Origin of the sequence: Pelagovum sp. HNIBRBA483 (assembly GCF_040931995.1) — a bacterium.
Lineage (GTDB): Bacteria > Pseudomonadota > Alphaproteobacteria > Rhodobacterales > Rhodobacteraceae > JAEPMR01.
Genome location: NZ_CP162412.1, coordinates 642,435 through 664,742, shown reverse-complemented (window position 1 = coordinate 664,742; position 22,308 = coordinate 642,435). Strand labels below are relative to the sequence as shown.

The following is a 22,308-nucleotide window of genomic DNA, read 5'->3' as shown; positions in this document are numbered from 1 at the left end:
AGCACATGAGGCAGGGATCGTGGCGCATATCATCGTCGTCGGAAATGAGAAGGGCGGAGCGGGTAAATCAACCGTTTCCATGCATGTGGCGACAGCGCTCGCTCGGATGGGGCATCGCGTTGGCTGCCTCGACCTCGACCTGCGGCAGAAAAGTCTCGGCAGCTACATCCGTAACCGCGTGAGTTATATGGAGCGCGAAGGCTTGGCGCTACCGACACCGCTCTATTCGGACCTACCCGAAATCGACCAAAGCAGCATCGGCCCGAACGACAATATCTACGATCATCGCCTCTCGATGGCGGTGGCCGCGTTGGAGCCGGAATGCGACTTCATTCTGGTCGACTGTCCGGGTAGCCACACGCGCCTCAGTCAGGTGGCGCATTCGCTGGCAGACACGCTGATCACCCCGCTCAATGACAGTTTTGTCGATTTCGACCTCCTCGCGCACACCGATCACGAAGGCCAAAATATTACCGGCCCGTCTGTCTATTCCGAAATGGTCTGGAACGCGCGTCAGTTGCGGGCGCAGGCTGGTCTGCCCCCGATTGACTGGGTCGTCTTGCGTAACCGCCTCGGCGCGCAACAAATGATCAATAAGGAAAAGATGGAGCGCGTCCTTGAAAAGCTCGCAAAGCGCATCGGTTTCCGCACCGCGCCCGGCTTTAACGAGCGCGTCATCTTCCGCGAACTGTTCCCGCGCGGGCTGACGCTCCTCGATCTGCGTGATCTCGGCGTCTCGCAACTGAACATCTCGAACGTCGCCGCGCGGCGTGAATTGCGTGAACTGATCAAGGCACTCAACCTGCCCAACGTGACGCCCAATTTCTGATCCACGCACAGCTTCACGCCGTATTTAGTACAAGTTTTTGGTGTAGGTTGGTTAACATGACGGTTCTTTGGAAATCCTTCTGGGCTGCTGTCTCGTTGGCGGTCCTCGTGTCTCTGTCGATCCTCCTGCTCGAGCCACGCCTATCCGCCATTGACCTGCTGCCAGATCAGGGTGCGGCATGGTACTACTGGAAGCTCCCTGAACCCACCTTCTGGTCCCGCGCGACGGCATGGGGCTTCTACATCCTCCATCAGATCTTTTTCTGGGGCCTTATCCGCTACGCCATTGTTCACCGAGACGAACTCCGAGATCGCGGCAAGATGCATATGGTCAACTGGATTGGCCTTTTTGGGACCGGCGCATTTGCCGCCCTGCACTATCTACAAACTGCGGTCTGGTATGATGGCCTCGCGCAAGATACCTCCGTATTTTCCTCGCAGTTGTCGGTGATCTTCCTGTTGGTGATTGTGTTGATGATCGAAGCGCCGCGCCGTGGGCTGTTCTTCGGCAAGGGTGGTCAATGGCTCGCCCCTGCGCGAACATGGCTCATCCGCTACCACGGATATTATTTCGCTTGGGCCGTCACCTACACATATTGGTTCCACCCGATGGAAACCACGGCAGGCCATATCCTCGGCTTCGTCTACACGTTCCTTCTGATGATTCAGGGCGCCTTTGTTTTTACCCGCGTACACACCAATCGCTGGTGGACCGTCGCGCTCGAACTCTCCGTTGTCATCCACGGGGTAACGGTTGCCATCGTCGCCGGTCAGGAGTTCTGGCCGATGTTCTTCTTCGGGTTTCTCGCGCTTTTCGTCGTGACCCAAATGCACGGCCTCGGCCTTCCGTCTTGGGTGAAATGGCTCATCTCAGCAGCATTCGTCGGGGGCATTGTACTGGTATACAGTGATCGTGGCTGGGAATACTTGAACGAAGTCGTCCGCATCCCGGTCATCGATTACGGTCTGGTTGTCCTACTGGGCGGTATCATCCTCTTGATCCAGCGGCGCCGTCGCGCCGCTACCTAAGCGTTTTCCTGTCGCCCCCGCACCTATTGCGCGTTATGGGTCAGGCATGACAACACCAGACTCCGCTTTTGAGATCTTCCTCGTAGCCCCACCAGGGCTGGACAACGCCCTTTTAACCGAAGTGGTGAACAAAGGGTTCCCAAGCCCGCAGATCACACCCGGGGGCGTGGTTTTCCAGGGGCAATGGTCGGATGTCTGGCGCGCCAATGTTACGCTCCGTGGCGCCACCCGCGTACTCGCGCGCATCGGCAGCTTCCGCGCCTTTCACTTGGCCCAGCTGGACAAACGCGCGCGCAAATTTCCGTGGCGAGACGTACTGCGCCCCGATGTACCGCTGCGCGTCGAGGTCACAACCCGTAGATCAAAGATTTACCACGCCGGAGCAGCCAGCCAACGCATCGAAACCGCGCTGAAGGAGAGCTTGGGCGCAACCATCTCAGCCGAAGCACCCCTGACATTGAAGGTGCGCATCGATGATAATCTTGTCACGTTCAGCGTTGATACATCCGGCCCTTCCCTTCACAAGCGTGGGTTCAAGGAAGCCGTGAACAAGGCTCCAATGCGCGAAACGCTTGCCGCGCTCTTTCTCACCGAATGCGGCTACACCGGCAACGAGCCTGTGCTCGACCCGATGTGCGGCTCCGGAACCTTCGTCATCGAGGCGGCAGAAATCGCGGCAGGGCTCGAACCGGGTCGCGCCAGAGAGTTTGCATTCGAACATCTGGCGACATTCGACCCCGCCGCGCTGGCCGCGCTTCGCAACCGGCCAAGCAGCAATGGCATAACGCCGCATTTTCACGGCTCTGACCGTGATTCAGGTGCTGTCAGTATGGCCACGGCCAATGCCGCGCGCGCAGGCGTTGAGGCAATCACGACTTTCAGCCATTCTGCCATCTCTGATTTGCAGCGCCCCGAAGGCCCCGCAGGGCTGGTGATCGTCAACCCTCCCTACGGTGCGCGCGTCTCCAACAAGAAACCGCTCTTCGGCCTCTACGACAGCTTCGGGCGCGTGATGAAGGAACGATTCTCGGGCTGGCGCGTAGGCATCATCACCACCGACGCCCCCCTCGCGCGGTCAACAGGGCTGACCTTCACCCACGAAACCGCGCCGATCCCGCATGGCGGTCTAAAGGTAAAGCTCTACCTAACCGACCCGCTCCCTTGAGGCGCACCGCGTCACTGTCCAAAAGAAATCCTCCTGCCAACGAGCCGCTGGCAAAGTTCGCTAGACTTTCTCCTCACGGAGGACACCGGCCGGGGGCAGCACACCAGCCGGACATTCCGCCGGCTCTGCCCCATAGTTGAACCAGAAGCGCTCCGTCGCGGTTTCCCTTACGCGCACGCCATCCGGCAATGGCGTTATGGGCACACCGGCCTCAGCAGCCATCATCGCCACGAGCCTGTCGAGCGCCGCGTCATCGCCCCACCCTGCCATATAGGTAATGTTGCCGCGCTGAACCGCGACAGGAGTGCCATCCTTTAGCGAAAGTACGGCTTCTTCGGTGCTCTCGATCTCTTCGCGGTAGCCGGTAACATGCCCACCACCTGCCAAAGCCATAGGCATGTCAGGGCGCAGGCTTTCGGCCCGCGCCACCGTGACGTCCAGATCGGGGAATGCCGGCGGCAGTGGCACCGGCGTCGCCATGTTCGCATCCCGCGCACCGCCGCGCGGCCCGATCAGCACCTGTGCGCGGCACTTGTTCAATCGCTCTTTGAGCGCGGCATCCATATGCATAAGACCGGGTGCCAGCACCATCCGCACATGGTCAGGGATCTCGGCTGTCGGTGGCAAAATATCAACCGAAAGACCCGCCCGACGCAGCGCACAATAATGCGCCAATACGAGATCAAAGTAGCTAAGCCCTGCCCCATGTGGCTGAATCTGCCACGCCCATTCCGCGTCATAATCAAAGATCAACGCCACTTGCGCCTTAAGCGGTGCGATCTCGGACGCATCCTTAGTCTCTGCGGCAACCTCACGCGCTTCGGCCATCGCTGGGGCCTCAACACTGTCGGGCCGCAGAAGCCCCGCATGCATCTGTTCCTGTGCAAAAGGCGCCTGCCGCCATCGGAAGTAACATACAGCCTCCGCCCCGTGTGCAAAGGCTTCCCATGTCCAAAGACGCACCATCCCCGGCAATGGCGCCGGGTTGAACGGCGCCCAGTTCACCGGCCCGGGTTGCTGCTCCATCACCCACCAGCGCCCACGGCCAACCGCACGATAGAGGTCGTGATGAAAGGCCTGAAAATCCGGATCACCCTGCCGCATGAAAGCCCGCTGCCGCGCAGGATTTGCACCGCCACGATCCTCCAAAAAGCCGAGCGGGTAGCTGTCCCAACTGGCGATCTCAAGATCATCGCCCACCTTGAAATGATCAAAGTCGGTCACGCGCCCCATGTAATTATGCGCAATCGGTGCTTCCGAATAACGGCGGATGATCTCCACCTGCAGCCGGTTAAACGACGCCACCTGATCCGAACTGAACCGCCTGAAATCAATGGAATGGGCAGGGTTCGGCTCCGTTACCGTCAGGTTCGGCAAACCGACCTGCTCGAAGTCCTGATATTCCATCGACCAGAACACATTGCCCCAAGCCGCATTCAGCGCTGCGGTGGATTGGTAACGGTTCGCGAGCCATCCTTGGAACGCCTGACGCGCCGCATCGGAGTAGGAGATCGTGGTGTCATGGCAGCCGTACTCGTTATCTGTCTGCCACGCGGCGATTGCGGGGTTTGCGCCATAACGCGCCGCAAGCAACTCGACGATCCGCGCACATTCCGTCCGGTACCCCTCATGCGAAAAGCAGTAGTGCCGCCGCGAGCCGAAGCCGCGCGGACGTCCCTCTTTATCAACCGCCAGCATATCGGGGTGGCGGTCCAGCATCCAGCGCGGTGGTGTTGCGGTTGGCGTCCCCAGAACAACCTTGAGCCCCGCCTTTCCCAAAATTTCGATCGCTTCGTCCAGCCACTCCCACATGAGCACGCCGGGTGTCGGTTCGATCCGTGACCACGCAAATTCCCCGATCCGCACCCATGTCAGACCCGCCTCAGCCATACGCTTGGCGTCTTCCTCCCAAATCGCACGATCCCAATGCTCAGGATAATAACAGGTTCCCAAAGTCCGTTTCATAGTACCCTCATATCAGCACGCGGTGTTCGCGCTGTCCGGTGATGCCTGTTTGTATCGAGAAGGTCTTACCTGCATCAGGGTCATCAATCGTCCCCTGCGCTGCTGTCGTCACAAAGAGTGTCTGCATTTTCGCGCCGCCAAAAGCGGGGCAACTGGAATGCGGGGTCGGCACCGGCCAGACCGAGAGAAGCGCACCGTCACGGCTATAGCGAGCCACACGCCCCGCCCCCCACTGCGCATTCCACAAGCACCCTTCGGCATCTACAACCGCGCCATCAGGGTTCAAACCAGCATCATTGAGGTCGATAAATACCGTCGCGTCGCCCGCAGGCCAGCCATCGCTATCGAGCGCCATACGCATAATCTGTCGCTTTGGCGTATCGGTGAAATAGGCGCAGCTTCCATCGGGCGCAAAACAGATGGCGTTACTGATTGTCACATTCGCAATAAGCTGCCGCACCTCACCGCCGAAATAACGATAAATCGCACCAGCGTCTTGCTCTGCGTTCAGCCCCATCGTGCCGATCCAGAAACCTCCCCAAGGGTCCGCACGTCCGTCATTTGAACGGGTCACGGCGTTCTCAGCCTCCAGCGGCGCAAGCGGCGTGCGCGTGCCACTTTCAATATCAAAGCGCCACAAACCCGTCGCGCTTGCCATGATCAGCGTATCGCGATCCACCCATCCAGCCGCCGATACATACTCGTCAAATTGCCAAAACCGCGTCGTACCAGCTTCGTTGCAATGCAGCCGCTTGCCCAGAATATCAAACCAGAAAAGCCCACCCCGCTCAGGGTGCCAGAGCGGCCCCTCGCCGAGCAAGCAAGGCTCCGTGCTCAGAACGCTCACAGAGGTCATATGTTAACCGCGTCATAGGCTGCCACGATCCGCGCAGCATTCTCGGCCACCGCGTCCACACTGGCACCCGCTTTGTAGATACCAGTACCAATCCCAAACCCGCTGATCCCGGCCGCCATCCAGTCCGCAAAATTCTCCGGCCCGACGCCTCCAACAGCGTAGCATTTCGTTCCTGATGGCAACACTGCGGACAACGCCTTGAAACCATCCAAACCGAGCTTGAACGCAGGGAAAAGCTTCAGCCCATCCGCACCTGCCCGCAGCGCGGTAAATGCCTCCGTCGGCGTCATGATACCCGGATAAGAGAGCATCCCCGCCGCCTTTGTCGCCGTTATCACGGGCGCATGAGCATCGGGAGAAACAACCAATTGCGCCCCAATCTCTGCCAACCGTGCAACATCTTCCACCGCCAACACCGTTCCGGCTCCGATTTCCGCCCTGCCATGAGCCGCCTTGACCATCCGTTCGATGCTGACAAACGGATTGGGTGAATTTAGCGGCACTTCGATCTTCGTGATGCCCGCCGCGATCAACGCCTCGGCCATATCAACGGCTTCCTCTGGACGAACGCCCCGCAGGATGGCGATGATTTCACGGCTCATTCTACTGTCTCCGGCAAAGTTGCGTAGGCGCGCATCAGCCCGCGCAAGGTGATCTCTTCGTCCGCAATCGCAGTCACATCAGCCGCCTGCGCCTGTAATGCCGCGAGATACGGCGCAGCTATTGCCTCCGCTCCCACGATCCGCACTGCTTGCCCCAGCCAGTAAGGCCGCGCCGCCGCAAGCTCTGTGCCAATCAATAGGCCCGAGAGACATGCCCGCGCCGAAGCGCCGCTCAAGCCGTTCAACAATGTCTCCGCGCGTAGCGAAAACAGTGCCGCGGCAACCCGTTCCGGCCGCGACATGGCATCGGATACCGCATTTTCAAACGCATCTTCATCCCATCCCTCGGCAGCTACGGAATGCCGCAAAACAGACTGCCCACTCAATAAAGCGAACATCTCACCCGTCATGAAGGTGCGAAAGCTGACGATCTCTCCTGCACTGATATGCACCCATTTCGTATGCGTACCGGGCAAGCAGAGAATGCCATCAAAATCTGGATCAGCGGCAAGCACACCCGCGATCTGGGTTTCTTCTCCGCGCATCACATCTGCGGGGGAGTTTTGCTTGATGCCGGGCAAGATAAAGGCTGCGATCCGTGGGTCCGATCCCGCAACCTGCGTCGCCTGCGCGATGCCGGGCGGGGCGCAGGGTACGCTGGCATATGGCGCTTCCGCCCAGCCCTGCCGCGATCCGACCATGCCGCAGCAAACCACAGGTATCACGCGGTCACACGACAGTGCATCACCGATCAGTGCCAGCAGTGCCGGTTCAAACTCGGCGTGCGCCAGCGCTCCCATTCCGCTGTCAGAGCGGCGCCGTTCCAACACCGTTCCATCGGCCGCCATCAACCATGCACGCAGGGTCGACGTGCCCCAATCAACTGCGATCCAGTCTGCATTTTGCTTCGTCATAACGTCACCCTGTCGCAACCACGCCACCATCAACAACCATCGCTTGGCCGGTCATCATACGGCTGGCATCAGACGAAAGGAACAATGTCGCGCCCACGATGTCTTCGGGTTTCAACAACTCTTTCAGACATTGCCGCTCCAAATGCGCCTCCAGTGCCTCTGGCGTCGCCCACATCTCCAGCTGCTTTTCTGTGAGAACCCAGCCGGGTGCCAATGCATTCACGCGGATGCGGTCCGGCCCGTATTCGCGCGCGAGACTGCGAGTCATCCCATTGATGCCCGAATTGGAGGTCGTGTAGAGTGGATACCCCGCATTGCCCATCATGTAGCTGATCGAGGTGAAGTTCACGATCGCCCCACCGCCTGCCGCTTTCATCCCGTCAACAACCGCCTGACAGGCAAAAAAATAGGCCTTGAGGTTTATCGAGGTCGACCAATCCCAAAACTCTTCTGTCACCTCCGCCGCGCTGTGACGCTGATCATTGGCGGCATTGTTCACCAGCACTGTGATCGGGCCATTTGCCTCTGCCGCTGCGCCAATTGCCCCTTTGAGCGCGCTGACATCGGTGATGTCGCAGGCGATGAAAAACGGCCGGTTGCCGTATTTGGCCTCCATCTCATCGCAAAAGCCGCTGGCATCCGAGCGCTGCACAAAAGCCACCTTGGCCCCTTGCGCCAGAAAGGCGTCAGTCAGCCAAGCACCAATCCCCGAACCGCCGCCGGTGATAAAAACGCTTCTGTCCTTGAGATCATGGAATGTTACTTTCGGTTCCATTAGTGGCTCTCCCGCGTCACTGGGCGCGTATCTTTACCCACCAGAAAGTCCAGATCAGCGCCCTGATCGGCCTGCAACACATGCTCGATATACATCTTCGCATAGCCCCGCGTGTAATGGGGCGGCTCTGGCGACCACGCCGCGCGGCGCTTTTCCAGTTCCGCATCATCGACGAGCAACTCCAGCTCACCCTTGCTAGCCGAAACCCTGATCCGGTCGCCGGTCTTCACCAGCGCCAGCGTGCCGCCGTCATTCGCCTCGGGGCTGACATGCAGGATCACCGTGCCAAAAGCCGTGCCCGACATCCGCGCATCCGAGACGCGGATCATATCGCGCACCCCCTCCCGCACCAGCTTACGCGGGATCGGCATATTGCCAACCTCCGGCATCCCCGGATAGCCCTTCGGCCCGCAGCCCTTCAGCACAAGGATTGTCTCCGCCGTCACAGGCAAATCTTCACGGTCGATATTGGCCTTCAGATCCTCGATATTCTCAAAGACATAGGCCTCGCCCTCATGTTCCAGCAGCGCATCTGTCGCGGCCGAAGGCTTCACGATCGCCCCACGCGGCGCCAGATTACCACGCAAAACCCGCAGCCCTGCCGCTGGTTTGAGCGGATCATCCATGCTGCGGATCACATCGCGGTTCCAGCATTCCGCACCATCGGCATAAGCAGCAATATCCCCGCCGAGCACCGTCTTTGCCTTGCGCAGCCGGTCGCCCAGCTCTTGTAGCACCACCGGCATACCACCCGCGTAGCAGAAGTCTTCCATCAGGTACTTTCCTGACGGCATACAGTTCACCAACAGCGGGATCTCAGATCCGATCTCGAAATCCTCAAGGCTCAGGTCCACGCCGACCCGCCCCGCCAGCGCAAGCAAATGCACCACCGCATTGGTCGATCCACCGACCGCCGCATTAGCGAGGATCGCATTCTCAAACGCTTCCTTGGTCATGATGTTCGAGGGCTTCAGATCTTCCTCCACCATCTCAACGATCCGTTTTCCGGTCAGATGCGCCAGCGCCATCCGCCGCGCATCCACTGCGGGCAATGCCGCGTTTGTCGGCAGGCTCATCCCCATCGCTTCCACGAGGCTCGCCATCGTGGAGGCCGTGCCCATCGTCATGCACACGCCCTTCGAACGGCTCATTCCCGATTCCGCCGCCATGAAATCCTGCAAGGTCATCTCGCCCGCACGCACAGCTTCAGAGAACTTCCACACATCCGTGCCGGAACCGATATCCTTACCCTGCCACTTTCCGTTCAGCATCGGGCCTGAGCTGACAACGATGCTCGGCAGATCAACCGATGCAGCACCCATCAACTGTCCAGGCGTGGTCTTATCGCAGCCGCCCAAAAGCACGACGCCATCCATGCCATAAGCACGGATCGATTCCTCGACATCCATCGCCAGCAGGTTACGAAACAGCATCGCCGTCGGCTTCATCTGCGTCTCACCAAGGCTCATCACCGGAAACTCGACAGGAAAGCCGCCGGCTTCCCAAACACCGCGCTTCACACCCTCGGCCAGCTCGCGCAGGCCACTGTTGCACGGCGTCAACTCGGACCAAGTGTTGCAAATCCCGATGATAGGGCGCCCGTCAAATGCATGGTCCGGAAAGCCCTGGTTCTTCATCCAGCTCCTGTGAATGAAGCCATCTTTGTCAAGCTTGCCATACCAGCCGCGGTTGCGCCGATCTGTGGTCATTAGTGAGTTCCTTTGTTTACCCGCATGGTTTGCGTCTCGCTCGTCGTCAGAGCCGGTCCGCAAGCCGTTTCAGCTACTTATTCAATGCGCTCCGTGGCGCTCAACACACCTGCATCGGCTTATTTTACAGCGCCCAAAGTAAGCCCCGCAATGAAATGGCGTTGCATTAGGAAGAACATCGCAACCGGCGGCAGCGCCGCCACAATGCTACCCGCGCTCATCAGATGATAGGCGGCGCGGTACTGGGCGTTAAAGCTTGTGATACCCGCCGTCACTGGCTGGCTTTCGGCGCCTTGGGTCAACACCACCGCCCAGAAATAGTCATTCCAGATGAAGGTAAAGATCAGCACCGCCAATGCCGCGATTGCCGGCTTCATCAATGGCAGGACAACATACCAGAATATCCGCCATTCTGCGACGCCCTCTACCCGCGCCGCCTCGACAAGATCAAACGGCAGAGCGCGGATAAAGTTCCGCATGAAGAGCGTGCAAAATCCGGTCTGGAATGCCACATGGAAAAGCACCAACCCCGTCTTTGTGTTGTAAAGCCCCAGATCGAGCGTCAGGTCCCGCACCGGCACCATCAGAATCTGAAAAGGCACAAAGTTCCCCGCCACAAACATGAAGAAGATCAGAAGGTTACCCTTAAAACGATAAACACCCAGCGCAAAGCCCGTCATGCACGAAAGCGCCACCGCACCAATCACCGTCGGGACCGTGATCAGGACTGAATTCATCAGGTAGCGCGGCATATCGGACTGGAAGAAAACCTTACCGTAGTTTTCCGCACCAGCAAAAGTGCTCGGCATCCCCCAATAATTTCCCGTGGTAAAATCGACATCCGGTTTGATCGAGAAGACCGCCACCGCAATCAGTGGCAGGAGCCACAATACCAGCGCCAGCGGAACCATAGATTGATAGGTGGCCTGCCACCCGCGCGAGGCGCTCTGAATAGGCTTCGGAAACATCAGCGCCCCCCCTTCTCGTCTTGGTACATTGACCACAGGAAATATGCGATGAAGCACAACATAATCAGGAACAGCACCACAGCGATTGCCGCGCCGTAGCCCATGCGGAAGCCATATTCGCTCAACGCTTTTTCAAACATGTAAAATGATAGCACCCGCGTCGACCCGAACGGCCCGCCGTTTGTCATGATCGAGATCAGATCGAATGAGCGCAGCGCGCCGATGATCGTGACAACAAAGGCGATAAATGTCGCTGGGCGCAGCTGCGGGATGATCACATGCCAGAGCATCCGCCAGCCCTTTGCTCCATCAAGCCGCGCCGCTTCGATCTGTTCTGGATCAACGGCGTTCAGGCCCGTGAGATACAAAATCATGCAATAGGCAATCTGCGGCCACAGCCCGGCGGCGATAATGCCATAGGTGGCCAGCGTCGGATCGCCCAGAACATTCACAGGGCTCATGCCAAGCCCCTCCAACACGGTATTCAAAAGCCCGAAGGTCGGATCGTAAAACCATGTAAAGACCAAACCGACAACGACTTGGCTGATCACGAAAGGGAAAAAGAACAGGGACTTATAAAGCCTTATCCCCGTCACCGTCTGATTGAGGAACAGCGCGATGAAAAGCCCACCCGGAATCGCGAGAAGATACAGCAGCAGCCACTTGAGATTGTTCCACAAGGACACCTCGAAAGCACGGTCCGTCGCAAGTTCACGATAGTTTTCCAGCCCGACATAGCTCGGCTCTCCAAGCCCGTCCCAGCGGTAGAATGAGATAGTGAAGCTCTCGAAAATCGGAAAAATAACATAGAACAGAAAGAACAACACACCCGGTGTCAGGAAGAGCAACGGCGCCAGAGTTTGCCGGTTGCGGTGTATCCAGCCGTCACGCGGGCCTGAACCCGGCCTATGGCTCGGGGAATACGCAGCCTCAGTCATGGACAGTTTCCTTCTGCATGTTGCTCCGCTCGTCACGGAACCGTCGGCCACAAATCTTTGCCAAACAACGCACTTTGTGAATGGCCTGCGGCGCTTCGGCGTTGGACCCGAGGGCGCAAACCGCGCCCTCGGGAATTTTCAGCAGTCGCCTTAGTAGACGCGGCCGCGCACCTGCTCAAGGCGGGCGAGGATGTCGTCCAGATTGTCAGGGAACACCATGAACTCCTGGAAGCCTTCCATCGCTGCGGCAGCCATCTCGGCCGGCGCATCACGGTCGAAGAACTGCGCAACCCCGCCCGGCGAGTTGGAGCTCAGCATCTCGAAGCCTTGGTTCAGCATTTCGTCATCATCAACAGATGCCGAAGCATTCACCGGCAGCTGGCCGAGGTTCGAGCCGTTGTTGATCTCGGTCTGAACGTCGGCAGAAACGACATAACGCAGGAACTCGCGCGCAGCTTCCTTGTTTTCCGCACCGCTCGGGATGTGGAACGTGTCGGTCGGCGCATCTTCAGCCAACTCGACATTCGGGTTGATCGCGGGGAACTGATAGAAATCCAGCTGATCAACACTAAGGCCCGCATCGCGCAGCGGCGCTACAGCGAAGTTACCCATCAGGTAGGCTGTTGCCTCACCGTTCACCATGAACGGAAGCGCTTCCTGCCAGCTGTAGGACTGGTGGTTATCAACGAACGCGCCCATGTCGATCAACTCACGCCAGTTGGCGAATGTCTGCCGCACGCGGTCGTCGGTCCATGCGACTTCACCGCCGGTCAGATCCATGTGGAAATCAAAGCCGTTGGTCCGCATGTTCAGGTAGTCAAACCAGCCACCAGCCGTCCACAGGAACTTGGTCCCGATGGTGAAGCACTTCCGGCCGGAATCGATGATCGCCTGACAGTTCGCCTTGAACTCTTCCCAGTTGGTCGGCTCTTCCAGACCCAACTCGTTATAGATGTCCTCGCGGTAGTACACGCCCCACTGATAGTAGGTATAGGGTACGCCCCACTGCTTGCCGTCAATCGTCATCGCGCCTTTGGTCGATGCAAGGTTGTTGGCGATTTCAGGCTCCTCCCACAGGTCAGAGACATCTTCAAACAGGCCGGCCTGTACATACGGGCCCATACGGTTTGCAGCGTACCAGTTGGCGACGTCCGGCGGGTTGGCGGAAAGGAAGTTACGAATCTGGGTCTTGTAGGCTTCACGATCGATGACAGTCAGCTCGACAGTCAGATCAGGGTGCAGCGCATCAAAATCGGCTGCCATCTTTTCGATCACCGCGCGCGGAGCAGGGTTCGACATGTCCGAGAAAATCTTGAGCGTGCCACTCAACTCGGCAAACGCCGGGCCTGCAATGCCAGTGGTCAACGCCAGCGCTGCCGCTGCCGTGGTTACTTTTTTCAACATGGTGTCCTCCCATTATGTTGTCGCTGGAGTTCCAAATAATGGAACCTTATTCCAACTATTGAAACTATGGCGGAATGAGGCTAAACATGTCAATACCCCTGATCGCGCCAGATCGGGGCGTGGGAGGAATTCATGGCGACCGTTGAAAAAGAGCAAAATATTAAGCCTGCTGCGGATGGCACCGTCGGCAAGGCACTCGAATTGCTCGATCAGGTTGCGATGCAGAAGCGCCCCATGCGATTCTCTGAAATCCAGACCCTGTCGCCCCATCCAAAGGCGACGCTACATCGCCTGCTGCAAACCCTGACGAGCCAAGGCATGCTCAGCTACAATCCCGACCAACAAACTTACGGGCTTGGCTTGCGGCTGTTGCGGCTGGCCCATGCGGCGTGGCGACAAAGTTCGCTCGCGCCGCTTGCGCGCCCCTTTATCGACGCTTTGTCAGAAGAAGTCGAAGAAACCATTCACCTCGCCCAGCTCGACGAAGGCCAGGTCCTCTACGTCGATAAGCGCAACGCCCGGAAGCCGATCGAAATGTTTTCCGAAGCGGGTAAGATCGGTCCCGGCTATTGCACCGGCGTGGGCAAGGCGATGATCGCATTCCTGCCCCCCGCCGAGCGGCAGAATGCAATCAATCGGCAAGCATTTTTCAGGCATACTGAACACACCTACACCACGCCCGAATCTTTCTCGGCCGAGCTGGAACGTATTCGCGCGGACGGCATATCCTTCGACCGCGAAGAACACGAACCGGGCATTATCTGCATTGCCGCACCGATCATCACCGCAAGCGGCCGCGTTCTTGGCGCCTTATCCGTCACCACATCGACCCAGCGCAACACGCTCGAAGAGCTTGGGAAACTGCGCAAACCACTGACAAAAACCGCACAGAAAATCGCCGAGGCTGCCGAAAACTGGCAGTTCCCGGATTGACCGGAGGATAGACCCCCAATGACTGGCGTCACCCTGAAACAAGCCGTTAAAAGATACGGCGAAACACAGGTTATCCATAATATTGATCTTGAGATCGACGATGGCGAGTTCTGTGTTTTCGTCGGCCCATCCGGCTGCGGCAAATCCACCCTCCTGCGCATGATTGCAGGGCTGGAGGAAACCAGCGCCGGCAACATTCACATTGGCGAACGGGATGTGACCCGCCTTGACCCCGCCGAGCGCGGTGTTGCGATGGTTTTCCAAACCTATGCTCTCTACCCGCATATGACGGTGCGCGAGAATATGGGCTTCGGCCTTCGCATGAACGGCCACCCAAAAGAGGAAATTGCTGCCAAGGTTGCCGAGGCCAGCCGCATCCTGAAGCTGGACGACTACCTCAACCGCAAGCCAAAGGCACTGTCCGGTGGTCAGCGACAGCGCGTCGCCATCGGTCGCGCCATCGTGCGCGGGCCAGAGGTCTTTCTATTCGATGAGCCGCTTTCCAACCTTGATGCCGAGTTGCGTGTCGACATGCGCGTCGAGATCGCCCGCCTCCACAAGGAAATCGGCGCGACAATGATCTACGTCACCCACGATCAGGTCGAGGCCATGACCTTGGCCGACAAGATCGTGGTTCTCCGCGCCGGACGGATCGAGCAGGTCGGCTCCCCGATGCACCTCTATAATGACCCCGACAACAAGTTCGTCGCCGGCTTCATCGGCTCGCCCAGCATGAACTTTCTGCGCGGCACCGTCACCGCAGGCGGCAAGGTTTCGATCCCCGCTCTCGGCAACAAAGAGATCACCGGCCCCGCCAGCCTACCTGCCGAGGGCAGCGCCGTTTTCGTTGGTCTGCGCCCGCAGCATCTTCAGGTCGAGCCGAACGCGGGAGACATCCGCCTCGACATCCGCGAGCATCTGGGCGGCGTATCCTACGATTACCTTCTCCCTCCGACCGGCGAGAAGATTATCGTAGAATCCCGTGGCGAAAGTCTCGCAAGCGAGGGCAATACCGTTGGCCTATCCTTCGACCCAGCCCATGCGATGTTCTTCGACGCAGAAACAGAACAGCGCCTCCGCTGAGGCCGTAGCCCGCGCCATATCCAGTTCCGGTGGCAATTCTCACGTCGCCACCGGACTTGGGAAAGGCTCTCCCTTAAAATGTCGCCGTGGCTTTCCGTGCGGCGCCTCAGCCGTCGCGATGCACATGCACCGCGCAAGGGGCATGCCGCACCACGCGCGCGGCGGTGGAGCCGATCAGATAGTCACTCAGCCCCGGCTTATGTGACCCGATGACGATACACTCGTAATCATTCTCCGTCGCAAAATCGACAATCGATCGGTAAGCATGTCCGCGCACGATCTCGCCGCGCACGCCGGCCATTCCCTTGACCTTTTCCTGCATCAGCTTGCGGGCTTGGATCAGGCCATTTTGAATAGTCTCCTCGCCCATGATCGTTGAAACGGTTCCTTGAGGAAGCTCGAACACATGCAAAGCGGTAATCTCACCACCCTTCGCGCAGAGCGCATGCGCAACCGCAAGCGTTTGCTCGGATATCCCATGATTCAGGGCGAGTGGTACGAGGATCTTCTTATACATGGCAGGCTCCTTTTGTTGGGGCCACGCGCCCCTTGCAGTCTTTCAGATTGCTGTCGGCACTTCAGGCCTCGCGTCTATTCTGCCGGACGGAGGCGAATAAAGCAAAACCGATCAACGCCATACCGACGCCGCCGGTGATCAACTCCGGCACATGCACCAGCGATTGCAGGAACATCACCACCGAAAGCGCAAAGATCGAGTAAAAGGCCCCGTGCTCCAGATAGCGGAATTCCGCGAGAGTGCCGCGCTCCACCAGCATGATGGTCATCGAGCGCACATACATCGCACCAATCCCCAAGCCGATTGCAATCAGTAGGATGTTCGTCGTCAGCGCAAAAGCCCCGATCACCCCGTCGAAAGAGAAACTGGCGTCGAGCACTTCCAAATAGAGAAACGCCCCCAATCCACCCTTGGCACCAATTTCTGCCGTCGAACCCGCGATATTGTCGAGGTATGTTCCCAACCCATCCACCATGGTAAAGACCAAAAGCCCCATTACCGCAGATGTCAGGAAGGCTACCTGTTCATATTCGGGCAATGATCGGCAAATCAGCAGCACGATCACCAGCACCAAGGCAATCTCGAAGCCACGGATCGAACCGCAAACGCGCAGCCGTTTTTCCAAAACCTCGATCCAATGGATAGATTTGTCCTCGTCCACAAAAAACTTCAGCGCCACCATCATCAGAAAGGTGCCCCCAAAAGCTGATATCGGCCCATGCGCATGACCAATGATCCGCGAATATTCTTCTGGATCGGCCAGCGCGAGATGCATCGCCGCAAAGGGATTGATCCACGCGAAAATCGCCACAATCGCCAGCGGGAAGATGATCCGCATTCCGAAAACGGCGATCAGGATGCCCCATGTCAGAAAGCGTCGCTGCCAAACGGGGGTCATTTCCTCCAGTTTGTTGGCATTGACGATTGCGTTGTCAAATGACAGCGCAATCTCCAATGCCGCAAGCACCGCACCGACGATCAGGAAGGACACGATCCCTGAGGTACTCCCCTCGGTGGCCCAGCCGAGCCATCCAGAAAGTCCCAATCCGACAACCGTCACGATCAGCGGCCACTTAAGGTAGGAAACTGTACTGCGCTTCGCCGTCATCGGTTAATTCCCAGACATCGCAGCTGGCAGCCACAGAACCAGTTGTGGGAAGAGGAACAGCAGCGTCAGGCCGAGCAACTGCACCAGCATGAACTGCATCATGCCAAGGTAGATGTCCCGCAGATCCCAATTCGGTACCACCCCCTTGAGGAAGTACGCCGACAGCGCCACCGGCGGCGACAGCCACGCTGTTTGCAGGTTCACCGCAACCAAGATGCCAAACCAGACCATCATGTCATAGCGGTTCAGGCCGAACACATCCAATGCCTGCACGGTCGGCAGCAGGATCGGCACGACGATCAGCACGATCGGCACCCATTCCAGCGGCCAGCCGAGAAGGAAGATCAGCGCCATGACGAGGATCAGGATCAAGTAGGGCGACATTTCCAACCCCAACAGCATCTCGGTCATCATCTTCGGCGTGCCCAGCGCGCTGAACTCCGCACCAAAGAAGTTCGACGCCGCAACGAGGAACATGATCAGCACGGTAATTTCGAGCGCCTTGATCAGGCTGTCAAAGAAGCTCGGAATGGTGAACTTCCCGTAGCCGACCGACAACAAGATCGCACCGAATGCACCCATTGCTGCGGCCTCCGCCGGTGTTGCCAATCCAAGCAGGATCGACCCGAGCGCAAAAGAGATCAGGATCGTCGGCGGCATCAGTCCGGCAAAGAACTCATCCCAAAGATCCGAGAAATAGAAGTCCTCGGCCGCCTGCGCCCTGTAGATCGGGCGCGCAAGGTAGGTCAGTAGTAGGATGAATGCCGAGAACACCATCGACCAGATCGAAATCCCGTCTGCGCCGCCCGTCCCAAGGCTCATATAGAGGTGGAACAGAACCGCCACCGGCAACGCAATCCGCAACACTGCGAGGCTCCGGTATGCCGCGTAGGCTATTGCCAAGGTGATGATCAGCACGAACAAGCCACCGAAAGGCACCACACCGCCGAAGCTGCCGCCGAGGCCAAGCCCGAATATGCGGCAGATGGTCAGGACGCCAAGGCAGATGAGCGCAACTTCCACGCCATACATTTTCGATGTGTCCGGTTGATCCTCTTGCGATAGGATCGGCCCCAGATCAGGGTTAATCCAGCACCGGCCCAAGGTATAGAGCAGGTAGAGCGACGCCAGCAGCGCACCCGGCACAAAAGCACCTCGGAACAGATCGAGTGTCGAAACCTCCAGCACCGGCCCCATCACGATCAGCATGATCGAAGGCGGGATCAAAATGCCCAACGTGCCGCCAGCGGTGATACAGCCCGCTGCCAGTTTCACGTCGTACCCCGACCGGCTCATCGTCGCTCCAGCCATGATCCCAAGCAGCGTAACGGAGGCACCCACGATACCCGTTGCGGCAGCGAAAATCGTCGAAACGATCAACACCGCGATGAAAAGCGAACCACGCACCCGTGCCATGATCATCTGGATCGAGGCGAACAAGCGCTCCATCAGGCCCGCCGCCTCCATCACGATCCCCATCAACACGAACAGCGGCACCGCCATCAGCTGGTCATTGAGCATTGTGGAGTTGGTGTTCAGGGTCATCAGCAGTGTGGTCAGCTTGAAGTTTGCACCCCAGATCCCAAACACGAAAGCGAGGAAGATCAGCGTGAACGAAATCGGGAAGCCAACAAAGATCACGAAGAGCATAGCTGCGAGCATGATCAGGCCGATCGTCGGCTTAGACATCTGTGGGCTGGCCTTCATCAGCTCGGTAAACCACTCACCACCCGGGACGATATCCGGTGCGAATATCGCAAGGATCAGCCATGTCATTGCAATCAAATAGAAAGGCAGCGCCCGCACAAACAGCCTCTCCCGCGCCTTACCCATCTTGTGGAACGCGCGGAAAATTTCTGGGATCCCCTGCAATGCCAAGAGCAAGCCACCAACCGGCATAGCAAGCCGTGCCGGCCACAAGAGCGGCCCCCAAGCGCTGTCGATCTGCATTGTTTCGCCTCTGGAGAACGCCAGCCACCAGAATTCAGACGCGACCACCGTGAAACAGATCATCGACGGCATGAAGAACAGCAGATAGAGCGTCGCATCGACCGTCGCCTGTGTCTTGTCGGACCAGTTTCGATACAGGAAGTCAGCGCGGATATGCACCCCGCGCATCAAACCATAACCAGCGGCGGCCATAAACAGCACCCCAGCCAACATGCGGCTGGTGTCGTACACCCACAAGGTCGGGCCAAGGCCCATTGAGCGCGCGAATTCTTCGAAACCTGCGTCCGACAGGATAGAGAACAGGTTGCGCGATAAAACCTCGTAGACCACGACAACGATCAGCGGCACCATCAACAGCGCTATCGCTTGTCCCGCCCGATAGTTCAGCAGGTCGATGGCCGCTGTGATTGGCCGCTGCCAAGGGGTCATGTCGGGAGGCGTTTCTCCCGGCGCTTCGGCACGACGCTCGGCAATCAGTTCATCGGCTATCTCGAGTTCGTCCGGATTTACCTCGTCCGCAGCCATCCCCGTTCTCCCTTTTTCAGTGCCCTTTTCCGGGCTCTTCGTTTTTGAAAAAGGCGCCGCCGCACATGAGACGCAGAGCGTCCCGGCCGGGGCCTTCATCGAAAAGGAAGCGCAGGGCCCGCGAGGGCCCTGCATCTGTGATTTATTGCTGAAGCGTCGCGGCGTGCGCGCGGCCCAGATTGGCGTTCGATGTCTGTGCACCGGCCCAGAACGGAACTGCGATATCCGCAAAATCCTTCTGAGATTGCCATACTTCGGCAAAGAACTCGTTCTCATCCGCAGCAGCCTGCAGCGCGTTCTTCGCAGCAGCCATGTACTCGGTGAAGTAGTCTGCCGGGGTATCTTCCAGAATGACGCCCTCGTTGGTGACGAGATCATGCAGCGCCTTGCCGTTTTCGTAGATACGGTAGGAAAGCGACTTCGAAAGCGAAGCGTTTGCTGCAACTTCTAGTGCCAGCTTTTCATGATCGGTGAGGCTGTCATAGAAGTCACCATTGACATACATGTCAGCGTTCACGGTGACCTGGTGCAGACCCTGCAAGTAGTAGTGCTTCAGAACTTTCTGGAAGCCGAACACGGAGTCAGGCTTCGGGCAGCACCATTCAGCAGCGTCAATCGTGCCCTTTTCCAAAGCGGGCAGAATATCGCCGCCCCCCATTGCAACAGCAGGCACACCGATGTCAGCATAAGCTGCACCAACCATGCCCGGAGGAGCGCGGAAGCGCATCTGGCGGAAGTCATCCATAGACTCGATTGGCTCAGGGAACCAGCCAAGCGCTTCCGGACCAACCGGCTGCAACAGGAAGCCCTTCACATTGACGCCCATCTCATCCCACAGGCGGTCATACAGCTCCCTGCCGCCGCCATACTGGAACCAGCTCAAGAATGCGATGTTGTCGAGGCCCACACCGGCACCCGCAACAGGCGCACCAAAGAGGTTGGCCGCAACGTGCTTGCCGCCCCAATAGTGGGTCCATGCAAAGCCGCCTTCGACAAGACCTGCGTCAACCGCGTCCAGAACGTCGCGCGGACCAACGATGGCACCTGCCGGCAGAACTTCAATGGTCAAAGACCCGCCGGTCAGAGCGGCAACATCCCTGCCAAAATCCTCCAGCATGTAGACTTCGTCAGCTGTGTTCGGCAGCACCGACTGGATGCGCAGCACCTTCTCGGCCATCGCGGCCGATGCGGAAAGTGCCAGCACGGTCGCACCGGCTGCCAAGTGTTTAAATTTGAACATCAAATTTCCTCCCTTGATGTGTTGCCCTCATGATTTGCTTTTTGCGGCCATGGCTGAAGGCATCCACCTGACCACATAATTTTGCCGAAACGGGGCTCCTCTTCCCCTCGGCCATAAGGCAAAGTTTCCCCTGCCTAATTCTTCATCGCGCCTCCTCCAGAACGAGCGCACTGGCGCGTTCCCCGATCATGATCGCTGGCGCATTGGTATTTCCACTGACGATCTGCGGCATGATCGACGCATCCGCGACCCGCAGCCCGTCTATCCCCCTCACCTTCAATGAGGGGTCGACAACAGCCATCGGGTCAACCCCCATTTTACACGTTCCGGTTGGGTGATAGATCGTAACAGAGGTCCGCCGCGCCCAATCCAGGATCGCCTCCTCATCGTTTTCACCGACCCCTGCACCCGGCGCATGCTCCTCCGAAATATGCGCTCTGAGGGGGCTGGTATTGGCAATTTTCCGTGCGATCTGAATGCCTTTCACGATGGTCCGGCAATCGGTATCGGTCGCAAGGTAGTTCGGGTGAATCTCCGGATGGTCATCCATATTGGCCGAACGCAGCGCCAGATGTCCGGCACTTTCCGGACGCAACTGCAATACCGATGCCGTGAACGCAGAAAACTTGTGCGGCCCCTCGGCAGGGCTGTCCGCGCTCCACGGCTGGATATGAAATTGGATGTCCGGCGTTTCCAGCCGCTCGTCGGTCTTCAGGAAGCCAGTGCCAAGGCTTGCCGCCATCGTCATCGGCCCGCGCTGTGTCAGCGCATATTCCGCCGCAATCAATGCCTGCTTGAACAGGTTGTTCATCTCGGTGTTGATCGTGCTGATGTCTGTCTTGAACACCGGCCGCGCCTGCAAATGATCCTGCAAGTTCTTGCCAACGCCTTTAAGGTCCGCATTAACGGCGATCCCGTGCCGCGACAGTTCTTCTCCGTCACCAATACCCGACAGCATCAAAATCTGCGGCGAACCGATCGCACCCGCGCTCAGGATCACCTCGCAGCGTGCCTTCACATCGACCATCTCCCCCTTGTGCCGCGCGCGCACCCCTACGGCGCGGCCATTTTCGATAAGCACCTTTTCTGTCTGGATACCGGTGATCACCTCAAGGTTCTTACGCCCGCGCACCGGCGCCAGATAGGCCGCTGCTGACGAACACCGCCGCCCGCCCTTCATGGTCAGCTGGAAGTATCCAACACCCTCTTGATCGGCGCCGTTATAGTCGGGATTTTTCTTATATCCCGCAGCTTCCGCGGCATCGATCCACAGATCGACAACCTCGCGTTTGATCCTTGAATTCTGCACCGAAAGCGGGCCACCTTTGCCCCGCAAACCGGTCGCATCTTCACCTTCCCAATTCTCGGAGCGGCGGAAATAGGGCAGAACATCCTCCCAGCTCCAGCCAGTACAGCCCAACTGCGCCCAGTGGTTGTAGTCCTCCGGCTGTCCACGCACATAAAGCAAACCGTTGATCGAGCTTGAACCGCCAAGAACACGCCCGCGCGGCCATGGGATCGACCGCCCCGCAATGCCTGGGTCAGCTTCCGTCTTATAGCGCCAGTCGCTGCGCGGGTTCCCCATCGTTTTGAAATAACCAACCGGAATGTGGATCCACGGATTCCGGTCGACGGGTCCTGCCTCCAGCAAGGCAACGCTGTAGCGGCCGCTTTCCGACAGCCTGTTGGCCAGCGCACATCCAGCCGATCCAGCCCCTACAACGATGAAGTCGAAGTTCATTTTTCCCCATTTTTCAAAAAATGAGACTTTTTGTCTCGTTTTTATCTTGAGTTGAGCG

Annotated in this window: 19 protein-coding genes; 5 read left to right on the top strand and 14 right to left on the bottom strand. The window is 58.4% G+C overall.

From position 1 onward, the window contains the following. Positions 1-19 precede the first annotated feature (19 nt). The 3 genes from AB1E42_RS03380 to AB1E42_RS03370 are packed head-to-tail and all read left to right on the top strand — an operon-like array spanning position 20 to position 3,022. Positions 20-829 (top strand): division plane positioning ATPase MipZ, encoded by an 810-nt coding sequence (locus tag AB1E42_RS03380; RefSeq protein WP_368345592.1) that lies wholly within the window; start codon positions 20-22, stop codon positions 827-829. A 56-nt stretch (positions 830-885) separates the two neighbouring features. Next, positions 886-1,857, top strand: coding sequence for a hypothetical protein (locus AB1E42_RS03375; protein ID WP_368345591.1), 972 nt, complete (start codon positions 886-888; stop codon positions 1,855-1,857). Positions 1,858-1,903: 46 nt separating this feature from the next. Continuing rightward, complete coding sequence (locus tag AB1E42_RS03370; RefSeq protein ID WP_368345590.1) at positions 1,904-3,022, top strand: class I SAM-dependent RNA methyltransferase; 1,119 nt, start codon at positions 1,904-1,906, stop codon at positions 3,020-3,022. Between the two features lie 60 nt (positions 3,023-3,082). Here AB1E42_RS03370 and AB1E42_RS03365 read toward each other — a convergent pair whose 3' ends face one another. The 9 genes from AB1E42_RS03365 to AB1E42_RS03325 all read right to left on the bottom strand — a co-directional run bounded on the left by AB1E42_RS03365 (position 3,083) and on the right by AB1E42_RS03325 (position 13,153). Then, positions 3,083-4,987, bottom strand: a complete 1,905-nt coding sequence (locus AB1E42_RS03365) for a beta-galactosidase (RefSeq protein ID WP_368345589.1) — start codon at positions 4,985-4,987, stop codon at positions 3,083-3,085. Positions 4,988-4,994: 7 nt separating this feature from the next. Next, positions 4,995-5,843 carry an SMP-30/gluconolactonase/LRE family protein gene (locus tag AB1E42_RS03360; protein ID WP_368345588.1) on the bottom strand — a complete coding sequence of 283 codons (849 nt, stop codon included), beginning with the start codon at positions 5,841-5,843 and terminating at the stop codon, positions 4,995-4,997. Next, complete coding sequence (locus AB1E42_RS03355) at positions 5,840-6,445, bottom strand: 2-dehydro-3-deoxy-6-phosphogalactonate aldolase (RefSeq protein ID WP_368345587.1); 606 nt, start codon at positions 6,443-6,445, stop codon at positions 5,840-5,842. The genes AB1E42_RS03360 and AB1E42_RS03355 overlap by 4 nt, the downstream gene beginning before the upstream one ends. Further along, entirely contained in the window at positions 6,442-7,359 is a 918-nt protein-coding gene (locus tag AB1E42_RS03350; RefSeq protein ID WP_368345586.1) for a 2-dehydro-3-deoxygalactonokinase, read from the bottom strand. The genes AB1E42_RS03355 and AB1E42_RS03350 overlap by 4 nt, the downstream gene beginning before the upstream one ends. Positions 7,360-7,363: 4 nt before the next feature. Further along, a complete protein-coding gene (locus tag AB1E42_RS03345) occupies positions 7,364-8,134 on the bottom strand; it encodes an SDR family NAD(P)-dependent oxidoreductase (RefSeq protein ID WP_368345585.1) in 771 nt (256 codons plus the stop codon). After that, positions 8,134-9,843 carry an IlvD/Edd family dehydratase gene (locus tag AB1E42_RS03340; RefSeq protein WP_368345584.1) on the bottom strand — a complete coding sequence of 570 codons (1,710 nt, stop codon included), beginning with the start codon at positions 9,841-9,843 and terminating at the stop codon, positions 8,134-8,136. Before AB1E42_RS03340 ends, AB1E42_RS03345 begins: the two co-directional genes overlap by 1 nt. A 119-nt stretch (positions 9,844-9,962) precedes the next feature. Further along, the gene (locus AB1E42_RS03335) at positions 9,963-10,811 is read right to left on the bottom strand and encodes a carbohydrate ABC transporter permease (protein WP_368345583.1); all 849 of its coding nucleotides are present in this window, start codon (positions 10,809-10,811) and stop codon (positions 9,963-9,965) included. Then, positions 10,811-11,749, bottom strand: a complete 939-nt coding sequence (locus AB1E42_RS03330) for a carbohydrate ABC transporter permease (RefSeq protein ID WP_368345582.1) — start codon at positions 11,747-11,749, stop codon at positions 10,811-10,813. The genes AB1E42_RS03335 and AB1E42_RS03330 overlap by 1 nt, the downstream gene beginning before the upstream one ends. A 150-nt stretch (positions 11,750-11,899) precedes the next feature. Next, positions 11,900-13,153, bottom strand: a complete 1,254-nt coding sequence (locus AB1E42_RS03325) for an ABC transporter substrate-binding protein (protein ID WP_368345581.1) — start codon at positions 13,151-13,153, stop codon at positions 11,900-11,902. A 132-nt stretch (positions 13,154-13,285) separates the two neighbouring features. Here AB1E42_RS03325 and AB1E42_RS03320 point away from each other — a divergent pair, with 132 nt between their 5' ends. Both AB1E42_RS03320 and AB1E42_RS03315 read left to right on the top strand, forming a co-directional pair. Beyond that, positions 13,286-14,086: an IclR family transcriptional regulator gene (locus tag AB1E42_RS03320; RefSeq protein WP_368345580.1), complete on the top strand. Its 801-nt coding sequence runs from the start codon at positions 13,286-13,288 to the stop codon at positions 14,084-14,086. An 18-nt stretch (positions 14,087-14,104) separates the two neighbouring features. Then, positions 14,105-15,169, top strand: coding sequence for an ABC transporter ATP-binding protein (locus AB1E42_RS03315; protein ID WP_368345579.1), 1,065 nt, complete (start codon positions 14,105-14,107; stop codon positions 15,167-15,169). 106 nt (positions 15,170-15,275) lie between these two features. On the opposite strand, the gene AB1E42_RS03310 is transcribed toward AB1E42_RS03315, so the two are convergent. The 5 genes from AB1E42_RS03310 to AB1E42_RS03290 all read right to left on the bottom strand — a co-directional run bounded on the left by AB1E42_RS03310 (position 15,276) and on the right by AB1E42_RS03290 (position 22,250). Continuing rightward, the gene (locus AB1E42_RS03310) at positions 15,276-15,686 is read right to left on the bottom strand and encodes a universal stress protein (RefSeq protein ID WP_368345578.1); all 411 of its coding nucleotides are present in this window, start codon (positions 15,684-15,686) and stop codon (positions 15,276-15,278) included. A gap of 61 nt (positions 15,687-15,747) precedes the next feature. Continuing rightward, the gene (locus AB1E42_RS03305) at positions 15,748-16,794 is read right to left on the bottom strand and encodes a DUF475 domain-containing protein (protein ID WP_368345577.1); all 1,047 of its coding nucleotides are present in this window, start codon (positions 16,792-16,794) and stop codon (positions 15,748-15,750) included. 3 nt (positions 16,795-16,797) lie between these two features. Continuing rightward, the gene (locus tag AB1E42_RS03300) at positions 16,798-19,269 is read right to left on the bottom strand and encodes a TRAP transporter large permease subunit (protein ID WP_368345576.1); all 2,472 of its coding nucleotides are present in this window, start codon (positions 19,267-19,269) and stop codon (positions 16,798-16,800) included. Positions 19,270-19,411: 142 nt separating this feature from the next. After that, the gene (locus AB1E42_RS03295; protein ID WP_368345575.1) at positions 19,412-20,509 is read right to left on the bottom strand and encodes a TRAP transporter substrate-binding protein; all 1,098 of its coding nucleotides are present in this window, start codon (positions 20,507-20,509) and stop codon (positions 19,412-19,414) included. Between the two features lie 142 nt (positions 20,510-20,651). Continuing rightward, positions 20,652-22,250, bottom strand: a complete 1,599-nt coding sequence (locus tag AB1E42_RS03290) for a GMC family oxidoreductase (protein WP_368345574.1) — start codon at positions 22,248-22,250, stop codon at positions 20,652-20,654. Positions 22,251-22,308: the final 58 nt, after the last annotated feature.

What these genes read in the sequence shown, in the direction of transcription:
- AB1E42_RS03295 (WP_368345575.1), bottom strand. Translation starts at nt 20,509, where the DNA reads ATGTTCAAATTTAAACACTTGGCAGCCGGTGCGACCGTGCTGGCACTT.
- AB1E42_RS03340 (WP_368345584.1), bottom strand. Translation starts at nt 9,843, where the DNA reads ATGACCACAGATCGGCGCAACCGCGGCTGGTATGGCAAGCTTGACAAA.
- AB1E42_RS03320 (WP_368345580.1), top strand. Translation starts at nt 13,286, where the DNA reads ATGGCGACCGTTGAAAAAGAGCAAAATATTAAGCCTGCTGCGGATGGC.
- AB1E42_RS03335 (WP_368345583.1), bottom strand. Translation starts at nt 10,811, where the DNA reads ATGTTTCCGAAGCCTATTCAGAGCGCCTCGCGCGGGTGGCAGGCCACC.
- AB1E42_RS03330 (WP_368345582.1), bottom strand. Translation starts at nt 11,749, where the DNA reads ATGACTGAGGCTGCGTATTCCCCGAGCCATAGGCCGGGTTCAGGCCCG.
- AB1E42_RS03375 (WP_368345591.1), top strand. Translation starts at nt 886, where the DNA reads ATGACGGTTCTTTGGAAATCCTTCTGGGCTGCTGTCTCGTTGGCGGTC.
- AB1E42_RS03360 (WP_368345588.1), bottom strand. Translation starts at nt 5,843, where the DNA reads ATGACCTCTGTGAGCGTTCTGAGCACGGAGCCTTGCTTGCTCGGCGAG.
- AB1E42_RS03325 (WP_368345581.1), bottom strand. Translation starts at nt 13,153, where the DNA reads ATGTTGAAAAAAGTAACCACGGCAGCGGCAGCGCTGGCGTTGACCACT.
- AB1E42_RS03365 (WP_368345589.1), bottom strand. Translation starts at nt 4,987, where the DNA reads ATGAAACGGACTTTGGGAACCTGTTATTATCCTGAGCATTGGGATCGT.
- AB1E42_RS03370 (WP_368345590.1), top strand. Translation starts at nt 1,904, where the DNA reads ATGACAACACCAGACTCCGCTTTTGAGATCTTCCTCGTAGCCCCACCA.
- AB1E42_RS03350 (WP_368345586.1), bottom strand. Translation starts at nt 7,359, where the DNA reads ATGACGAAGCAAAATGCAGACTGGATCGCAGTTGATTGGGGCACGTCG.
- AB1E42_RS03355 (WP_368345587.1), bottom strand. Translation starts at nt 6,445, where the DNA reads ATGAGCCGTGAAATCATCGCCATCCTGCGGGGCGTTCGTCCAGAGGAA.
- AB1E42_RS03300 (WP_368345576.1), bottom strand. Translation starts at nt 19,269, where the DNA reads ATGGCTGCGGACGAGGTAAATCCGGACGAACTCGAGATAGCCGATGAA.
- AB1E42_RS03345 (WP_368345585.1), bottom strand. Translation starts at nt 8,134, where the DNA reads ATGGAACCGAAAGTAACATTCCATGATCTCAAGGACAGAAGCGTTTTT.
- AB1E42_RS03310 (WP_368345578.1), bottom strand. Translation starts at nt 15,686, where the DNA reads ATGTATAAGAAGATCCTCGTACCACTCGCCCTGAATCATGGGATATCC.
- AB1E42_RS03305 (WP_368345577.1), bottom strand. Translation starts at nt 16,794, where the DNA reads ATGACGGCGAAGCGCAGTACAGTTTCCTACCTTAAGTGGCCGCTGATC.
- AB1E42_RS03290 (WP_368345574.1), bottom strand. Translation starts at nt 22,250, where the DNA reads ATGAACTTCGACTTCATCGTTGTAGGGGCTGGATCGGCTGGATGTGCG.
- AB1E42_RS03315 (WP_368345579.1), top strand. Translation starts at nt 14,105, where the DNA reads ATGACTGGCGTCACCCTGAAACAAGCCGTTAAAAGATACGGCGAAACA.